This window comes from Solirhodobacter sp. (assembly GCF_964715405.1).
The window spans coordinates 51,718-65,460 of sequence record NZ_CBAICG010000019.1; the positions used below are offsets into that span (position 1 = coordinate 51,718).

The window sequence follows — 13,743 nt, forward strand, 5'->3', positions numbered from 1 at the left end:
CGAAGATCACACTAGCGGCGAGCGGCGTCAATCGGCGTGATGGTGGCGGACGAACTGCTCGGCCGGGGCATTGATCCGGCAACTCGGACACCAGACCTGTCCGTAGAAGGTCGGATCGCGCTGCATGTGGTCGAGGAAGTGCTGGTGCAGCCGCAGCCTGACGCCGCACACCCTGTGTTCGATATCGAAGTGGCCGTCGCCGATCTCGACCCAGACGGGATAGTCGTATTTCGCTCGCTCGTAGTCGGGCTTGACGAAGCCGGCCCAGCTCATGCCCTTGCGGGCGCGCAGGACATTCGGCTCGCCGCTGCAATGGCGGTAGTCGGCGAAGTGCGCCTCTGACAGCGGGTCAAAGCCGTCGGCCGCAGCCATGGCGCGCGGGATCAGCGCCTCGATCCTGGCCAGCGTTTCTGGCGACCAGCGCACCGTCGCGCCTTCGGAGGTCATGCCGCCGGACGCCTCGATCAGCGCCCTGGCGACGGCGACGATCTCGATCGACGCCGGGTGCGGGACGGTCAACTCGGTCGGGATTTCCGAAAAGGTGCGCATGTCCCAGATGCGGATCATGGCCTTTCCCTGCTCGATCCCGCTGCCGTCCGGCTTGCAGCGCGTCAGGAAGTTGTGGATCGAAGCGCCCAGGCCGCGCACCTGCTGCTGACAGGCGGGACAAGGAGGGCTGCCGTCGAACGGCGGGTTGATCTGCAAGGGGCGGTCAGTGTCAGTCGCCTTCATCATCGCCTTCGCCCTCCTCGTCCGACCCGGTCTCGGGCAGCAAAACGCACCGGCAGTTCGGGTGTCCTGGTGGGGCATCGTCCCCGCTGCTGAAGTCGTCGTCAAGGTCGATCGGCCCGTCGTCCTCGTTGTCCTGGCAGACGTCGCAGGCCTCGCCCATGGTCAGCCAGGACTTCTTCAGCGCGATCCCCGCGTCGGCGGCGCCGCGAAAGCCCACCAGCTTGCCCTGCTCGTTGGCGCGGGCGACCTCGGTGTTGGCGATCAGCGCCGCGCGCTCCGATCCGAACGGCGAGCGCACCGCCCCATCCTCGCCCTCGGTCAGTTGCTCGATCGAGTCGGCGATGGCCGGCGTGCCGATGTTGTCTTCCAGCCCCTGGGCGATCCGGTCGCGGATCAGATCGCGGGTGTAGTCGATGATGGCGAAGTCGGCGTTGGGGTTGTCGATCACCTCGCCGGTGGCCAGCACCCGCTTGCCGACCAGTTCCGCCGCGCGCCCGCGCGCCCAGTCGACCGCGGCGGTGTTGACCTGATTGACGAGGTCCGCATCGCGCAGGACGCCGACCATGGCCAGCGCCTTCTGCGCGCTGTCGCTGCTGACGTCGAACAGCGGCCCGTTGATGGCGTCGCGGATGGCGTCGAGGCTGCTGAGGTCGAGCGCGGCGGCGATCAGGGCGGCCTCGCTCGCCGGATCGTCCGGGTCGATGTCGGCCTTGTGGGTCTTGTCCAGGGCGCGAGCCACTTGGCGGGCCACGTCCACAGCGGCGAGCTTGAAGATCGCCGTCACCCGGCTGCGGATCGAGGCCTCTGCCGCGGCGGCGACCGGCCGATCGAGCGGCAGGACGTACTTGGCCTTGTCCGGCGGGGCCTCGGTGCGGCGGACGGACTTGTGCAGCTTGCTCGCCGAGGTGTCGATGATGATGTCGTCGGTGGGCTCGCCGGGTTTCCAGTTGAGGTTCACCATGAACTGGTCCTCGCGTCCTTGGCGAAGTCCACAACGCGGTCGCGCCAAGCGTCCAACGCCGGCGGCAGCGCGGCGCCGGTCGCGATCTTGCTGAACGCCTCGGCGGCGCCCTCGTAAATGCTGGCGCGAGCATAGCCTGAGACGTTCTTGCCCAGCCACGCCTGGACGTCCTTGTCGCTATAGCTGAACTTTCCCGCCCCGAAGTCGACCGTCGAGCCGCGCGCCGCCTCGACTACGGCGTCCGCAAACGCGGAGGACATGGCGCGGTTGCTCATGTAGTCGAGCACGTGGCCGGTCTCGTGCAGGATGGCGATGTCCGTCATCGTCTCCTGACCCGCCTTCCAGTCGCCGGTGGTGATCTGCTTGTCGGCGCCGGCGGTGAGAGCGTAGGGCGCGTACTCACCGCGGTTCCAGCCTTCCTGCATGCAATGGCCCAGGTCGAAGGCCTCGGTGTTGAGGATCATCACCGGCTTTTCGCCGCCCGACTCGTCGCTGACCACCTCGGCCATCGTGCTGCGCGCTTCCATTGTGTCCAGTTGGCCGATCACCACGCCGACGTTGTCTTTCAGGTAGCCGGTCAGGTTGTCCATGCCCTGGCCGTGCAGCGTTTCCATCGCCGAGGCTGCGCGATCGGCCAACTCGCCGGGCACGACCGAGGCCCAGTTGGTGGCGAACGGCTTGATGTCATACGGGGGGTGTTCGTCGTCGATGCGGCCGTTGATACGGCCCGCCTTCAGGGCGTCCTGCGACAGGCTGTCGACGTTGCGCAGATGGAGCCCGGCCCTGCTCAGCGTCGAGGCGATGCGGTCCTTGTTCGCGGCCGCGTAGGGGCTGAGCTTGTCGTCGGCGATCGGGCCGGTGTCGGGCGCGTGGCCGCCCAGGCCCGCATCGCCAACTGGAATGTTGACCGGCTCAGCGCTCGCCCCGTCCCCCTCGCCGAAGCGCCCGTGGCTGTCCCTCGGCTGATCGGGACTGTACTTGCCTAGTCCGTCCCAGACGGCTTTGGCGGCTGCGAGGGCCGCGCCCCACCGATCACGAACTGCTCCCCATACTGTTCCGGCGGAATCTCCGTTATCCACGGTGAAATCGGAATTGGCGATGACGGATGCGTAGGCAGCTTGCCCCTGCGCCCGCTGTTCGGCGTCGCTCGTTCCGTCATAGTTGGTCGCTCCGATAAACTCGCCATCGCCGCGGGTGGCCGAGAAGTGCACGCCATTGATGGCGCCGAAGTCGTGCACCGCCTCGCGGCCAGAGCCGTCCAGGTCGGCGACGTAGACCTTAGCGCCCCCCGATGTAGGCGCAAGGCTATGATTTTCAACGCCTGCGTCGAGCAGCTGCTGGTGGATCGCGTCGATCTCGCCGCTGGCGTGGCCGCGATACAGCACCGCCTCGCCCTTGGGGTTGGAGCTGAACACCAGCACCGCCTTCTGGTCGGCAAGCGAGCCCTTCATCGCCGCCGACAGCCGCAGCGCCTCGGGGTCCGCGCCCTTGGTGGTCAGGATCACCGAGTTTTCGGCGCCGTCCTTCCAAGCCCCCAGGACCGGCGTCTCACTACCCTTGAGCCCCAGCCGCTGGTCGATGTCTTTCGAGGCGGCTTCGAAGACCTGCTGACGATCGCCCGATAGAGCGCTGTGCGCCTCAGCCAGCGTCTTGTCGCCGGTGTTAGGCGAGACGAAAGTCGCGCCAGTGCCAGTCCAACGTCCACGTTCGTCGCGCTCCTGATCGGCGTTGTACTTCAGCGCCTCGCGGGCCGAGGCAAGGACGGCCGCGTGCTGGGCTTGCAGGTGGCGGCCGAGCGCCAGCGCCGCGGCCGAGGGGTTGTGGCCATCGTTGCCGGCGACCGTGTCGCGCAGCCGGCCCCAGCTGTAGTCGTCGAACGCCGGCGCAAGCTTCCACACCCGGTCGACCGCGCCCTTCGGATCGGCCAGCCACGCCTGATCGAAGCCGCGCTGGTCGACAGGGAACGCGCCCTCGTGCGCCTGGGCGTACTGGACCTGACCGTCGATCTCGGCGTGCAGCAGCCCGATCATGTGGTCGGCCTCGGGCGAGTCGCCGTAGAGCATGCGCACGTCCTCGCTCTGGGCTTCGCAGACCGCGTGCTCACCCTCGGGCGTGAAGTGCGCCGCCAGCCGCAGGTGGGTCATGTCGTGCCAAGCGCGGAAGGCGTAGTTGGCCTTCGGATCGCCGAAGATGGTCTTGTCGCTGGCGCCGCTCCAGACGGTCATGCGGCCCTTGTCGCCGTAGCTCTGGACCAAGGCCTCATAGGTGTTCGGCGCGGTGTCGCTGACGTCGTAGCCGCCCGGCATGAGGGTGTTGGCGATCGAGACCGCCGCGTCGGACAGTTCCTGGCTGAGGGGTCCATCGCTGGACCCTCCCGATGTCCAGCGACCGTGATCGTCTCTGGCTTGGTCGTCGGAGTATTTGGCGACCGGCTCGGGCGCGCCTTCCTCCGGGTGCAGCCGCACGTCCAGTTCGACCGGCAGCGTTATGCCGCCTCCAGCATGCGCCGGCGTGGCCTTTTCGGCGCGGCCGACGACCTCGACGTCCGCCATGGGGATGCGCAGGCTGGAAACGCCGCCGGTGCGCACGACGTATTCGTTCCAGCCGGCGGTGTAGGGGTTGGTGAAGGCGCTGTGGGCGGTGGCGAAGACCACGTCCGATTTGGCCACGCGCATGTGCAGCACGACGCCGGTGTGCGCCTGCGCCTCGTCGCCACCATGGCGCGCCCATCGGCTGGCGGCGTAGTTGGCCGCCAGATCGTGCTGGCCGGTGGCGCAGACCGCCTCATGGGTGTGATTGGCCGAATCATGGATTGGGATCGTCACGGCGTCGGCGCCGCTGGCCTTCGCCGCCAGCACCGCGTCGGCGATCTCGTTGCCGGGGATGCCGCGATAGAGGTCGACGCGGTCGCCCTCGATGTCCTGGGCCAGTCGCGCCTGGGTGTCCTCGTTGACAGCGGCCCACGCCGCCTTTTCTGGCCCATCGGCCAGCTTGCCCTTCAGGTAGTCGTCGAGGTGAGACGTGGGCCGCATCGTATACCAGTCAGCCGCGAGCGCGCCGGCCTCCTTGGCGACGGCGTCTCCGTACTTCGAGGCGAACGCCTGCTGCCGGTCTTCGATGGCGCTGGCAGTCAGCCGGCTGGCATCGTCGCCAGAGCCGAACCTGCCGCGTTCATCGCGGGGCTGGTCGGGGTTGTACTTCTCGGTCGGCCGCCAGTCCTCGACCAGCGGCGCGTGCACCTCGGGCCCAAAGACGAGGTCCCCGGTGAACGGCTCGATGGCGTCCAGGTCGACACCCTCGCCGTCGTAGGTGATCGTCACGTGGGGCTGGTAGCCGGGATAGTCCCACGCCGCGCCGGCGTCCTTCGCCCGCTGCCAGCGATCGGTCAGGAGCGGACTGTCGAAGCCCAGCACCACCGCGCCCTTGTCGCCGAGCGGCTTGACGATCCGCGACCCGCCGGACGCGGTGATCTCGCCGCCTTCCGGCTCCAGGTCGACCGGCGCGCGGCTGTAGACGACGGTCGCGTGCAGTTCGTCGGCGGTGGTGACGCTGGGAAAGCCGGCCGCTTTTGCCCAGGCGATGAACTCGGCGGCGCTGTCTGCGGTCAGCGGCCGGTGGACGTACAGACCCGGCTCAGTAGCTTTTCCAAGCGGCTCTGCGCCGCCCCCAGGCTCCCCCAGGTCGCTCCCATCGGCCACCCCCGCTGCCTTGGCTGCCGGTTTGGCGTTTTTCGCGCCCTTTCCGCCAGAGCCAGCTTGCGCAGCGGGCTTTGCGCCCTTGGCCGGTGTCTTTCCACCTCCAGCCGTCGCAGCGCCTCCTGGGCCGCCGAACGGCGCGCCGTGCTGAACCGGCTGACCGTCAGGCCCGACCGGCGCCTTGGGCGGCTCGGTCGGATCGGCGGTGATGCCGGCGGCGATCTTCTTCTTCTGGTCGCTGATCTGCTCGTCGACCTCGATGGGGACGTAGCCGACGGTCGGGCTGTAAGCCATCGGGCGGGCGAAATCGCCACCCAGCGCGTCCAGGCCCAGCTGTTGGCGCGCCTCGTCGATAGAGCGGATGCCGACCTTCGCCTCGTCCTGCATCATCGTCGACAGGGTCTGCTGGTCGATCTCTTCCTCTTCGTCCCATTGCAGCACCAGATCGGGCGAGTCGAAGTAGACCTTGATCACGTGGTTGATGATCGAGGCGACCCAGGCCTTGAGCGGTTGCAGGCCTTCCTCGATCGAGATTTCCTTCTGGGTCTCGGCGGTGGCCCGGTTGACCTGCTTGGTGAAGGCCTGGGGCGAGATCGAGAACGCGAAGCAGATCACCCGCGCCAGCCATTCCTCGGCCACGCCGAACAGCTCGGTCGTCTTGGTCTCATGGACGTTCTTGGCCACCGCGCCGGGGACGAAGCGCGCGCCACGCCGGCCGCCCGCCGCCGAGGTCTGCACGCTGTCCCACCAGTCCTGGAACGAGCGCGTCTGGTCGGGCGTCCAGTCGTCGGGCGTGCCCAGCAGCATGTCGGGCACGTTGCCCTCGGTGAAGAAGTTCAGTTGCCACACCTCGCGGCGGATGGCGATGTTGACGATGGTGACGATCTGCTCGACCGGACTGAAGCCCATCACCCTGCCAGGACGGACGTTGCGCGGCCGGTAGATCAGCTCGTCAGACCGGTAGAGCACCGCCGACATGCCGTGCAGCGTCTGCTGGTAGCCTGGAACGGGCGGTTCGGGGATTTCGCCCCAGTCGTCGACCAGCACCTTGATGGTCGCGCCGTCGAACACGCGCAGCTCGCACAGATCGCCGCCCTTGGTCAGGCGCGGATAGATCGTCGCCGCGTCGATCACCAGCAGGTCCTCGATCAGCTTGCGCAGCCAGCGATCCCAGTCGTAGCCGCGCTGCGGTTCTTCGAAGAAGGCGGTGATCTTGTCGGCGCGGGTCTGCTGCTCGGGCGTCAGCTTGGTTCCCTTCTTTTTCGCCGCCGGAACCCAGGTCAGCGCCGCCATCTGATCCTTGCGGGTTTCGATCACCGTGCGCAGCAGGTCGTAGGCCTGGGCCAGACCGCGCAGCATCGGGAAGTCGATCAGCTCATAGGCGCGCGGCTGAGGGACGAGGTTGCGGGCGGGCTCGATATCCCAGCTGCGCCCGCGCACCTGCGGCGGCGCAACCGGCATGAGCGGATTGCCAGGGCCGAACCAGTCCGCGCCGTTGCCCTGGTTGACCCCGCCGGCCGTGGGCTGACCGCTGGCGGCCGGCGTGACGCTGACGTTCATGGCCGAGGCGACGCCGCCTCCTCGATTGGCGCGGGTGCTGTTAACGGCCATCGGTCAGGCCCTCGTCGTCGCTATACACGATCTTCTGCATAGGGTTTAGCCGGTAGGTGTCCCACTGGCTCTTCAGCGAGGGTCCGAAGCGCTCCACCGCGTCTTGGAGCGGGAAGGGGTCGTTGGGATCGCCGCGCAGCAAGGCGTGTTCCATCGCGGTCATGACCTCATCGACGTAGAGCCCCATCGGCGGAAGGCCAAGATATTCGCGCATTTCGGCGACGGTGGCGAAGTGCACCTCGGCGCTATACTGGATCGGTGTGTGGAAAAACTTCGCCGTCGCCTTCGGCGCCACAGCAGCCACCGCCGACGCGCCGACGAACCCAAACAGCGCGCGGCGCGAGATCGTCATCGAAGCCCCCTCAAGCGGCCTGCTCGCCCATCACCCTCGACCAGCCCATCTGGCGAAGCAGCGCCGGGCCGTCCTCGGGATGCACGACCATGATGCCCCGCTCGTTTGTGACGTATTTCGTCCCGTCCTGTCCATAGGCGGTGCTGAAGCCGGGCGCGGGCTTGATCAGCCACATATCGACCTCGGCGACCAGCAGCTTCAGCCCATCGCGCTCCATCGCCGCCTTGACGGCCTCCTGGCGGTAGAATTCGGCCATGCCCTCGAACGAGCGCGACTCGGCCACCTCGGCGAAGGCGTCGGACGCGGCGTCGACGATGTCGTCGTGAGCGCCGGCGGGGAAGGTGCGCAGCTCTTCGATCACCGCGTCGTTCCAGTCGCCCTTGAGCATGCGCACGTTGCCGATGTTGACCTGGGCGGCGAACGGCGAGGCTCGGCTTTCCTTGTCGCCGGTGGGCTGTAGGATCGTCAGCGGATAGCCCGCCAGCAGCCGGGCGAACGCCGCCGCCTGTCCCTTCCCCGCCTGCCCAGGGTCCTGCGGCAGGCGCACGCGGCAGTTGGGCCCGTCGCGGATGGTGGTGTTCTTGATGATCGTCTCGACCATCGTGGCGTTCTCGCGCGCCGACACCAGACCGGTGATGTAGAAGAACCCGTCGGCGTCGCGCTCGATCTTCACCCCGCGCGTCCAGTCGGGGTCCTTGCCCGGCGTGTACTTGGTCGCCGCGAGGTCCCAGCCGCGGGCGCGTTTGACGATGGTCGCCGGCAGGGCCTCGACGATCTCGATCATGTCCGGCTTGAACAAGTTGCCCTCCCGAGCTGACGGCCGCTGCTGCATCTGGCCGGCGATGGCGAACGTGCCCAGGCTCTGCTCCAGCAGCACCACCGCCTCGTCGCCCATGCGCTCGGGCGCCAGCAGCTCGCCCTCGTAGCTGCGCGGATCGCGAAAGCCGATGATGGTCTCGCAGCGGCGTTCGATCTCGAAGTGCATCGGCAGGCACAGGTGCACGTAGCCCAGGCCGCGGCTGAGGATCGCGCCCGACAGGTCCAGTTCGTGCAGCCGCTGCATGATGACGATGATGGCGTCCTTCTCGGGGTTGTTGACCCGGTGGGGCGCGCCTTCGAGGAAGTTCTGGATGGTCTTGCCGCGCTCGATGATCGACTCGGCGGTGGTGGTGCTGTGCGGGTCGTCGACGATCAGCCGGTTGCCGCGACCGCCGGTGAGGCTGCCGAACGCGCGGGCCTCGCGTCCGCCGGTGGCGGTGTTCTCGAACTTGGTCTTGGCGTTCTGGTCCCTGGCGAAGGTGACCAGATCGCCCCACCGCGCCTGATACCAGTCCGACGAGACGAGGCGGCGCATGCGGGTGTTGTCGCGGATCGCTAGGTCCAGTTCATAGGAACAGGTCAGATAGCGCATGTCGGGCCGACCGAACGGCCCCCACTCCCACGCCGGCCAGAACACCGCGACGATCAGGCTCTTGGCGAACCCCGGCGGGATGTTGATCAGCAGCCGCTTGATCCGGCCGTCGGTGACCGCTTCGAGGTGATCGCAGATCGCCTTGACCGCCCAGCCGCCGATGAACGGCTGGTTGGGTTCAAGCAAATGCCACGCCTCTTCCACGAAACCATAAAGGGTTTTGCAGCGGTTTTTCGACGCGTCGATGTCGTTGGCGGCCGTCAGGTCGACGATCTGGCGCGCCTCCAGGCTCAGCCTTTCGGCCAGGATCGCATCGCCGTGCGCCTTCGCCTCGGCGAGACTATTGTAGCTGCGGGTGCCGCTCGTCATCGGGCGTGACCTTTTCCAGCAGCGGCAGGAACGTCTGCAATTCGGCCGTCGACAGCTTACTCAGGTCGAATTCGATGGTGTGACGCACTTGCGCCTTATCGGTTTGCCCTAGCAATTGCTTGCCGCACCAGATCATCGCGGTGATGTTCTTGTCGTCGATCGCCGCCTGAAGCTGCGCGCGGCGAAGGGATATCTTGCCCTGCTCCTTTGACCGCTCGAACAGCGCCCGCGCCGCCGGCTGGCGGTTGAACCAGTCCATCAGGGTCGTCTCGTCGATGTCCAGCTGCGCGGCGACCTCGCGGGTGGTGCACCAGATTTTGCCGCATGCGATCAGCTGCCGGCGGGTGGCCGCGTTCAGGCAGATCGGTTTGAAGCCCGGCTTTTTTGGCTTACGCCGCTGGGGACTTCGCCGCATCGCTGGTGTTTTAGGCACTGGCGGCCCTCCCGTCGTCGCGCAACTCGACTACGATCAGCACGCGATGGCGCGAGACGCTGCCGTCCGTCGGGGTGCTGAGGATGGTGAAATCGTGCGCCAGCGCCGGGTCATAGCCCATCGACCGCAATTCGGTCTCAAGGCAGCCGGCCAACTTCTGAACGCTGCCCGAGGTGGAGTAAGTCATGCTGCACGCCCCTGGTGTGAGGCGCGCAGCATAAGGCTCAGTCGGGCGTGGCGTCTAGGCGCCGACGGCAAACGGGAGCATTGAGGCTGCGAGATGCGCGTCGGGGTCGGCCAGTTGCTCTAGCGCCGCGTGGACGGCCGGTGCCGTCCCAGCTTGCGCCCGCGACTGGGAAAAGACCAAACAGAAGACGATCACTCCCGAACGTAAGTAAGGATGGGGCCGCTGCGACGTTCAACGGTTGCGTCGCCGTCGTAGCGGCCAGTCTCGCGTGTGAAGAAATATTCCCGGTCATTCACCGTGATTTTCGAGTAGAACTCCGACACCGACACTGCGATGTGATCGCCAGTGATCGGATCGTCAAACTCGGTCGGCTCAATCCATGCGAGCCGGTCAATGTCTTTTGGCGGCTTCATGGCTTCCCTGTCTCTGTGTTGGTGAGGGCGGCGCGGTCTAAGCGTTCGATTTCGGCTAGGATAAGCGCGCCAGCGATTACAAGCTGTCGGCGTCGAGGCCTTGAGGCCTTGTCCGTCGCCCATGACCAGACGACGGGTCGTTGTCCAGTCGAGGCCCAATCGGCAGCAGCATTAGCAATCTCGCCGTTGGTGTGGCCGTCGTCGTGTTCCAATGTCCAGCCTTCGGCCTCAATCTGGCGTCGGCGTTCAGCCAGCACATCGGCTATCGAGCCCGCTTTCAACGCCTCGATCTCGGCGGCTTGCTTGGTGAGGGTGGCTTCGGCGGTTTCACGAAGGACTTTCTCGGCGAGGAAGCGCTTGTATTCAAAGTGCCAGCTATCGACCCATTGTTTGTAGGCCTCCGCGCCATGGGCTTTGACTGCATCCAACGGTCCTTCGGCAGCTTGGGCGCGCCTGTGAAGTTTCTCCTTCGACGCGCGAAGTTCGACTATCTCCCCCTCCCTCTCAGCCAAAGCGGCAGAGGCGGCGAGGGCGTGATTGAGGAGGGTGCCAGCTATCTTCAGCGCGCCCACGGCGTAAGGGTGCCAAACCATGCCGCGCTCGATAGTCAAACGGCGCTGTAGGACCGCAATCTCCTCGTCGCTCAGCATGGTGGGGGTGAGGCTATCGGCTGGCATCGGTCGGCCTTTCTTGGTGGGGGTTTGCTCTGTAGTGCTCCCAGGCATCACGCCAGCAGGCCCAATGGTTCCAGTGGATCGAACTCTCTATGTCGCCAGCCTCGCGAACCCAGTAGCAGTGATCGCCGACTAGCTGAACCTCGTAACCGGGCGGCAGCGGTGTGCGGGCGGGATATTGCTTGCGGACGATTTCGTCGTAGTGCGCCATTACCCTTCTCCTCCCGGCCCTTGGTCAGCGTCGGGGGAGGGAACAAGTTGCGCCGCCGGGTAATACACGACGCTCCGACCGTCTCGTCTTCCCCCGACCAGCTTTCCGGCGGATTTGAGTTGGCCACAGCGAGCGCGTAGCCAGTCATCTCGGTAGCGCAGGCTCACTGTGAACTCGCCTCGGCTTTTGGCGATGTTCAGGATGCGCTCGGCGGTCATTGATTCCTTGCGCTCTCGCTCAGCTTTGGCGTTGTAGTAGGCCACCCTATTTCCCCTCCCCAAGCAGATCGCGGACGCGCTTGGCTTCGCGGGCATGGCCAACCGTGAGTGCAGGGACTCCAGCCGACACTAGAAGCGCACTGTCCGCCCATTCCTCTAGTTCGGCAGCCTCGTCCTCCAACGGCCCCAACGCCTTCGCGCTGGCGTCGAGAAGGGCTAGGAGGAGGTCCAATGCTGCGGCGTCCTTATGGAAATCCGCAATTTTGAGGCGCTTGGCCTCGGTCTTCGTATATCGTCTGATATCACGAACCCGCTCCATCGCCGCGCGGGCTTGCTCAGGGGTTGGGAGGGTCATGTCGCTTCTCTCCTGGTGAGGTTGGCCGCATGGGCCATGCAGCCGTCGTAGGCGCCCTGCCACGCCTGCCGCAGGTCGGCCCGGTGATAGGTGAGCGGGACAGGCTTGTCGCCCGCCAGGACGGCCTGGGCGGCCCGCTTGCCCTCGTTGCGGGCCCGGCGCAGGGAGCGCTCGCTGGAGGGCTCGCGGGCGGCCGGGCTGCGGATGGCGAGGCGAAGGGAAGCGATCCGCTCGTCCACGGGGCCTGCGCATTGGTCGCGAAAGCCGTTGGTCCTGAGTGTCCACACGTCGATCCACATTTCGCGGATCATCGCCTGGGTGAGGGTGAGGGGTTCAGACATGCTTGGGTTTCCTGCTGTGGCGCCGAAAAGACTCGCGGGCGTGGCGCCGGTGACACTCGCGACAGGCGACGCGGCCGGTTCCGATCTTGCTGGTGTTCTCAGGCGTCCTTGGATGGCCGCAGCTCCACTGAGGGCCGGTGATGGTGCTGACGGCCGTCCTGAAAGCCGAGAGGCCGGTGACGGTGGTCCTGAAGCCCCTCTCGCCGCCGTAGCTCCACACCCAGAGCAGCCAGCCGGCCTCGGCCATGGACTGGGCCGTGGCGAGGCGCACGGACCCGCTGACGCGCACGCAGTCGCGGCCATAGACCTCGTCGGCCCAGATTTGCCGAAACAGCCGCTGTTGGCGCGGGTTCATCGATAAAACGCCTCAAGAGCAGCCCTGGCGGCTGTCACGGCCTCCAGCAAACGCTGAATCTCCGCGCGACGCCCCCTCCGCACGATCTGCCGCACCCGCTCTGGCGACAGGCCGACATGGCGCGCGACGGCAGACTTCGAAAAGCCGATCAGCGCCAGGGCGACGATCATGGAGTCGCGCTCGGTCACCAGTAGGCGCTCCCGCCGTCGCCCCAGCGATCGTCGTCTTCCGACGGCGTCGAGGGGCGCATCGCCCAGGCGAAGAATTGCAGCACCAGGAAGCGGATCATCAGACGTTCATTCCTATTCGGCGGGCGTAGGCGACCAGCTGGCGCAGCACGTCGGGCTCCAGCCAGATGACCTCATTGTCGTGGTGGTTTCTCGCCAGCACGACGTGATAGCCGTCGAAGCTCGCATGGACGCCGTCGCCGAGATATTCACGGGGCTGTTCGGGTTTGGGGGAGACGTCCTCGACCATCACAGCCACCTGCGATGAAACAGCCACCACCACGGGAACGGCCCGTAGTTGATCGGCCCCAGGTGGGCCAGCAGGTGATGGATCATGGTGTTTTCCTCCTAAGCGGCAACGCGTCGAATCCGGCGCCGTATTCCCAGGCCCGCAGACAGCGGCGCGCCTGTCTGGCCTGGGCGACCGTGAGATCGGCCACGCAGGCGTAGGGCAGCTTGAACTTGGCCGCGATCCAGCTTTCCAGCGTGTGCGGCGGCCGCCGGCGCCTGGCGCCGGTTCGGTAGAGACCGGCCCAGGCGTCGACGAGGCGTTCGTGCGCCTTAGTCCAGGTGGTCAAGCGATCTCCAACGCGGCCGAGGTAGGTCATCGCAGCCCCCACCTCGCCGCGGCGTGCTCATTGATGGCCCGGATCGCGCTGGAGCACATGATCTCCATGGCGTCGCCGGCGGCGTTGGCGCTGGGCTGGGTGTCCTCGCCGAGCCAGCAGGCCCGCAGGTAGGCCGCGACCAGCAGAACGTCCTCGTAGCGCTCGCCGTGGACGCGGGCGATGGTCATCAGCGGGAAGGACGAGGGCGGTCCCTTGGCCATCGCGTCCAGCCGCGCCTTGGCCTGGGCCATCGCGTAGGGTTCGTCGTCAGGGTAGCACACCGTGTGCACCACCACGCTGTGCGTCACGTTATTGCGGCGCACCTCGAAATGGCCCTTGCCCATCCGAAGGACGTAGCCCTCGTCGGACGCATAGGTGATGTCTTCTTCCAGGTCCTTCATGACACGTCGATCCCGTCGTCTTCCATCGCCTGATAGTCGAAGCCGCCGCCGGCGCGGCGGTATTTGTCGTAGAAGTAGGCCAGGGGACGCGCCTGGGGCCGTTCGGCGCGCCGCGCGACCCAGTACGCCCGCGCCGCCTCGCTAGCGGCCCTGGCGTCCTCATGGCGCTCTGGGATGGTCATTTCGTGC

General features: G+C 66.7%; 19 protein-coding genes. All 19 read right to left on the minus strand.

Going from position 1 to position 13,743, the window contains the following annotated elements; all coding sequences use genetic code 11:
* Positions 1–27: 27 nt before the first annotated feature.
* Positions 28–705, minus strand: a complete 678-nt coding sequence (locus AC11WY_RS10465; RefSeq protein ID WP_482925135.1) for a hypothetical protein — start codon at positions 703–705, stop codon at positions 28–30.
* Positions 706–718: 13 nt separating this feature from the next.
* Entirely contained in the window at positions 719–1,693 is a 975-nt protein-coding gene (locus AC11WY_RS10470; protein WP_482925137.1) for a phage minor head protein, read from the minus strand.
* The gene (locus AC11WY_RS10475; RefSeq protein ID WP_482925139.1) at positions 1,687–6,999 is read right to left on the minus strand and encodes a phage portal protein; all 5,313 of its coding nucleotides are present in this window, start codon (positions 6,997–6,999) and stop codon (positions 1,687–1,689) included. Before AC11WY_RS10475 ends, AC11WY_RS10470 begins: the two co-directional genes overlap by 7 nt.
* Positions 6,989–7,351, minus strand: coding sequence for a hypothetical protein (locus AC11WY_RS10480; RefSeq protein WP_482925141.1), 363 nt, complete (start codon positions 7,349–7,351; stop codon positions 6,989–6,991). The genes AC11WY_RS10475 and AC11WY_RS10480 overlap by 11 nt, the downstream gene beginning before the upstream one ends.
* Positions 7,352–7,361: 10 nt before the next feature.
* Complete coding sequence (terL, locus tag AC11WY_RS10485) at positions 7,362–9,131, minus strand: phage terminase large subunit (RefSeq protein WP_482925143.1); 1,770 nt, start codon at positions 9,129–9,131, stop codon at positions 7,362–7,364.
* Positions 9,103–9,564 carry a hypothetical protein gene (locus tag AC11WY_RS10490; protein ID WP_482925145.1) on the minus strand — a complete coding sequence of 154 codons (462 nt, stop codon included), beginning with the start codon at positions 9,562–9,564 and terminating at the stop codon, positions 9,103–9,105. Before AC11WY_RS10490 ends, terL begins: the two co-directional genes overlap by 29 nt.
* Positions 9,557–9,751 (minus strand): hypothetical protein, encoded by a 195-nt coding sequence (locus tag AC11WY_RS10495; RefSeq protein ID WP_482925147.1) that lies wholly within the window; start codon positions 9,749–9,751, stop codon positions 9,557–9,559. Before AC11WY_RS10495 ends, AC11WY_RS10490 begins: the two co-directional genes overlap by 8 nt.
* Positions 9,752–9,942: 191 nt before the next feature.
* Entirely contained in the window at positions 9,943–10,164 is a 222-nt protein-coding gene (locus AC11WY_RS10500; RefSeq protein ID WP_482925149.1) for a hypothetical protein, read from the minus strand.
* Complete coding sequence (locus tag AC11WY_RS10505; protein WP_482925151.1) at positions 10,161–10,841, minus strand: hypothetical protein; 681 nt, start codon at positions 10,839–10,841, stop codon at positions 10,161–10,163. The genes AC11WY_RS10500 and AC11WY_RS10505 overlap by 4 nt, the downstream gene beginning before the upstream one ends.
* Positions 10,828–11,049, minus strand: coding sequence for a hypothetical protein (locus tag AC11WY_RS10510; protein ID WP_482925153.1), 222 nt, complete (start codon positions 11,047–11,049; stop codon positions 10,828–10,830). Before AC11WY_RS10510 ends, AC11WY_RS10505 begins: the two co-directional genes overlap by 14 nt.
* Positions 11,049–11,312, minus strand: a complete 264-nt coding sequence (locus AC11WY_RS10515; RefSeq protein ID WP_482925155.1) for a hypothetical protein — start codon at positions 11,310–11,312, stop codon at positions 11,049–11,051. Before AC11WY_RS10515 ends, AC11WY_RS10510 begins: the two co-directional genes overlap by 1 nt.
* Position 11,313: 1 nt before the next feature.
* The gene (locus AC11WY_RS10520) at positions 11,314–11,622 is read right to left on the minus strand and encodes a hypothetical protein (protein WP_482925157.1); all 309 of its coding nucleotides are present in this window, start codon (positions 11,620–11,622) and stop codon (positions 11,314–11,316) included.
* Positions 11,619–11,963 carry a hypothetical protein gene (locus AC11WY_RS10525; RefSeq protein WP_482925159.1) on the minus strand — a complete coding sequence of 115 codons (345 nt, stop codon included), beginning with the start codon at positions 11,961–11,963 and terminating at the stop codon, positions 11,619–11,621. Before AC11WY_RS10525 ends, AC11WY_RS10520 begins: the two co-directional genes overlap by 4 nt.
* Positions 11,956–12,318: a hypothetical protein gene (locus AC11WY_RS10530; protein ID WP_482925161.1), complete on the minus strand. Its 363-nt coding sequence runs from the start codon at positions 12,316–12,318 to the stop codon at positions 11,956–11,958. Before AC11WY_RS10530 ends, AC11WY_RS10525 begins: the two co-directional genes overlap by 8 nt.
* Positions 12,315–12,506: a hypothetical protein gene (locus tag AC11WY_RS10535; RefSeq protein ID WP_482925163.1), complete on the minus strand. Its 192-nt coding sequence runs from the start codon at positions 12,504–12,506 to the stop codon at positions 12,315–12,317. The genes AC11WY_RS10530 and AC11WY_RS10535 overlap by 4 nt, the downstream gene beginning before the upstream one ends.
* Before the next feature lie 100 nt (positions 12,507–12,606).
* Entirely contained in the window at positions 12,607–12,795 is a 189-nt protein-coding gene (locus AC11WY_RS10540; protein WP_482925165.1) for a hypothetical protein, read from the minus strand.
* Between the two features lie 82 nt (positions 12,796–12,877).
* The gene (locus tag AC11WY_RS10545; RefSeq protein WP_482925167.1) at positions 12,878–13,153 is read right to left on the minus strand and encodes a hypothetical protein; all 276 of its coding nucleotides are present in this window, start codon (positions 13,151–13,153) and stop codon (positions 12,878–12,880) included.
* The gene (locus AC11WY_RS10550; protein WP_482925169.1) at positions 13,150–13,554 is read right to left on the minus strand and encodes a hypothetical protein; all 405 of its coding nucleotides are present in this window, start codon (positions 13,552–13,554) and stop codon (positions 13,150–13,152) included. Before AC11WY_RS10550 ends, AC11WY_RS10545 begins: the two co-directional genes overlap by 4 nt.
* The coding region (locus AC11WY_RS10555; RefSeq protein WP_482925171.1) for a hypothetical protein at positions 13,551–13,743 on the minus strand (193 nt) is incomplete at its 5' end. The genes AC11WY_RS10555 and AC11WY_RS10550, both read right to left, overlap by 4 nt.

Excerpts from the sequence above, each read along its gene's own strand:
- AC11WY_RS10480 (WP_482925141.1), bottom strand. The coding sequence starts at position 7,351 with ATGACGATCTCGCGCCGCGCGCTGTTTGGGTTCGTCGGCGCGTCGGCG.
- terL (WP_482925143.1), bottom strand. The coding sequence starts at position 9,131 with ATGACGAGCGGCACCCGCAGCTACAATAGTCTCGCCGAGGCGAAGGCG.
- AC11WY_RS10510 (WP_482925153.1), bottom strand. The coding sequence starts at position 11,049 with ATGGCGCACTACGACGAAATCGTCCGCAAGCAATATCCCGCCCGCACA.
- AC11WY_RS10545 (WP_482925167.1), bottom strand. The coding sequence starts at position 13,153 with ATGACCTACCTCGGCCGCGTTGGAGATCGCTTGACCACCTGGACTAAG.
- AC11WY_RS10520 (WP_482925157.1), bottom strand. The coding sequence starts at position 11,622 with ATGACCCTCCCAACCCCTGAGCAAGCCCGCGCGGCGATGGAGCGGGTT.
- AC11WY_RS10525 (WP_482925159.1), bottom strand. The coding sequence starts at position 11,963 with ATGTCTGAACCCCTCACCCTCACCCAGGCGATGATCCGCGAAATGTGG.
- AC11WY_RS10495 (WP_482925147.1), bottom strand. The coding sequence starts at position 9,751 with ATGACTTACTCCACCTCGGGCAGCGTTCAGAAGTTGGCCGGCTGCCTT.
- AC11WY_RS10505 (WP_482925151.1), bottom strand. The coding sequence starts at position 10,841 with ATGCCAGCCGATAGCCTCACCCCCACCATGCTGAGCGACGAGGAGATT.
- AC11WY_RS10550 (WP_482925169.1), bottom strand. The coding sequence starts at position 13,554 with ATGAAGGACCTGGAAGAAGACATCACCTATGCGTCCGACGAGGGCTAC.
- AC11WY_RS10475 (WP_482925139.1), bottom strand. The coding sequence starts at position 6,999 with ATGGCCGTTAACAGCACCCGCGCCAATCGAGGAGGCGGCGTCGCCTCG.
- AC11WY_RS10530 (WP_482925161.1), bottom strand. The coding sequence starts at position 12,318 with ATGAACCCGCGCCAACAGCGGCTGTTTCGGCAAATCTGGGCCGACGAG.
- AC11WY_RS10500 (WP_482925149.1), bottom strand. The coding sequence starts at position 10,164 with ATGAAGCCGCCAAAAGACATTGACCGGCTCGCATGGATTGAGCCGACC.
- AC11WY_RS10540 (WP_482925165.1), bottom strand. The coding sequence starts at position 12,795 with ATGGTCGAGGACGTCTCCCCCAAACCCGAACAGCCCCGTGAATATCTC.
- AC11WY_RS10470 (WP_482925137.1), bottom strand. The coding sequence starts at position 1,693 with ATGGTGAACCTCAACTGGAAACCCGGCGAGCCCACCGACGACATCATC.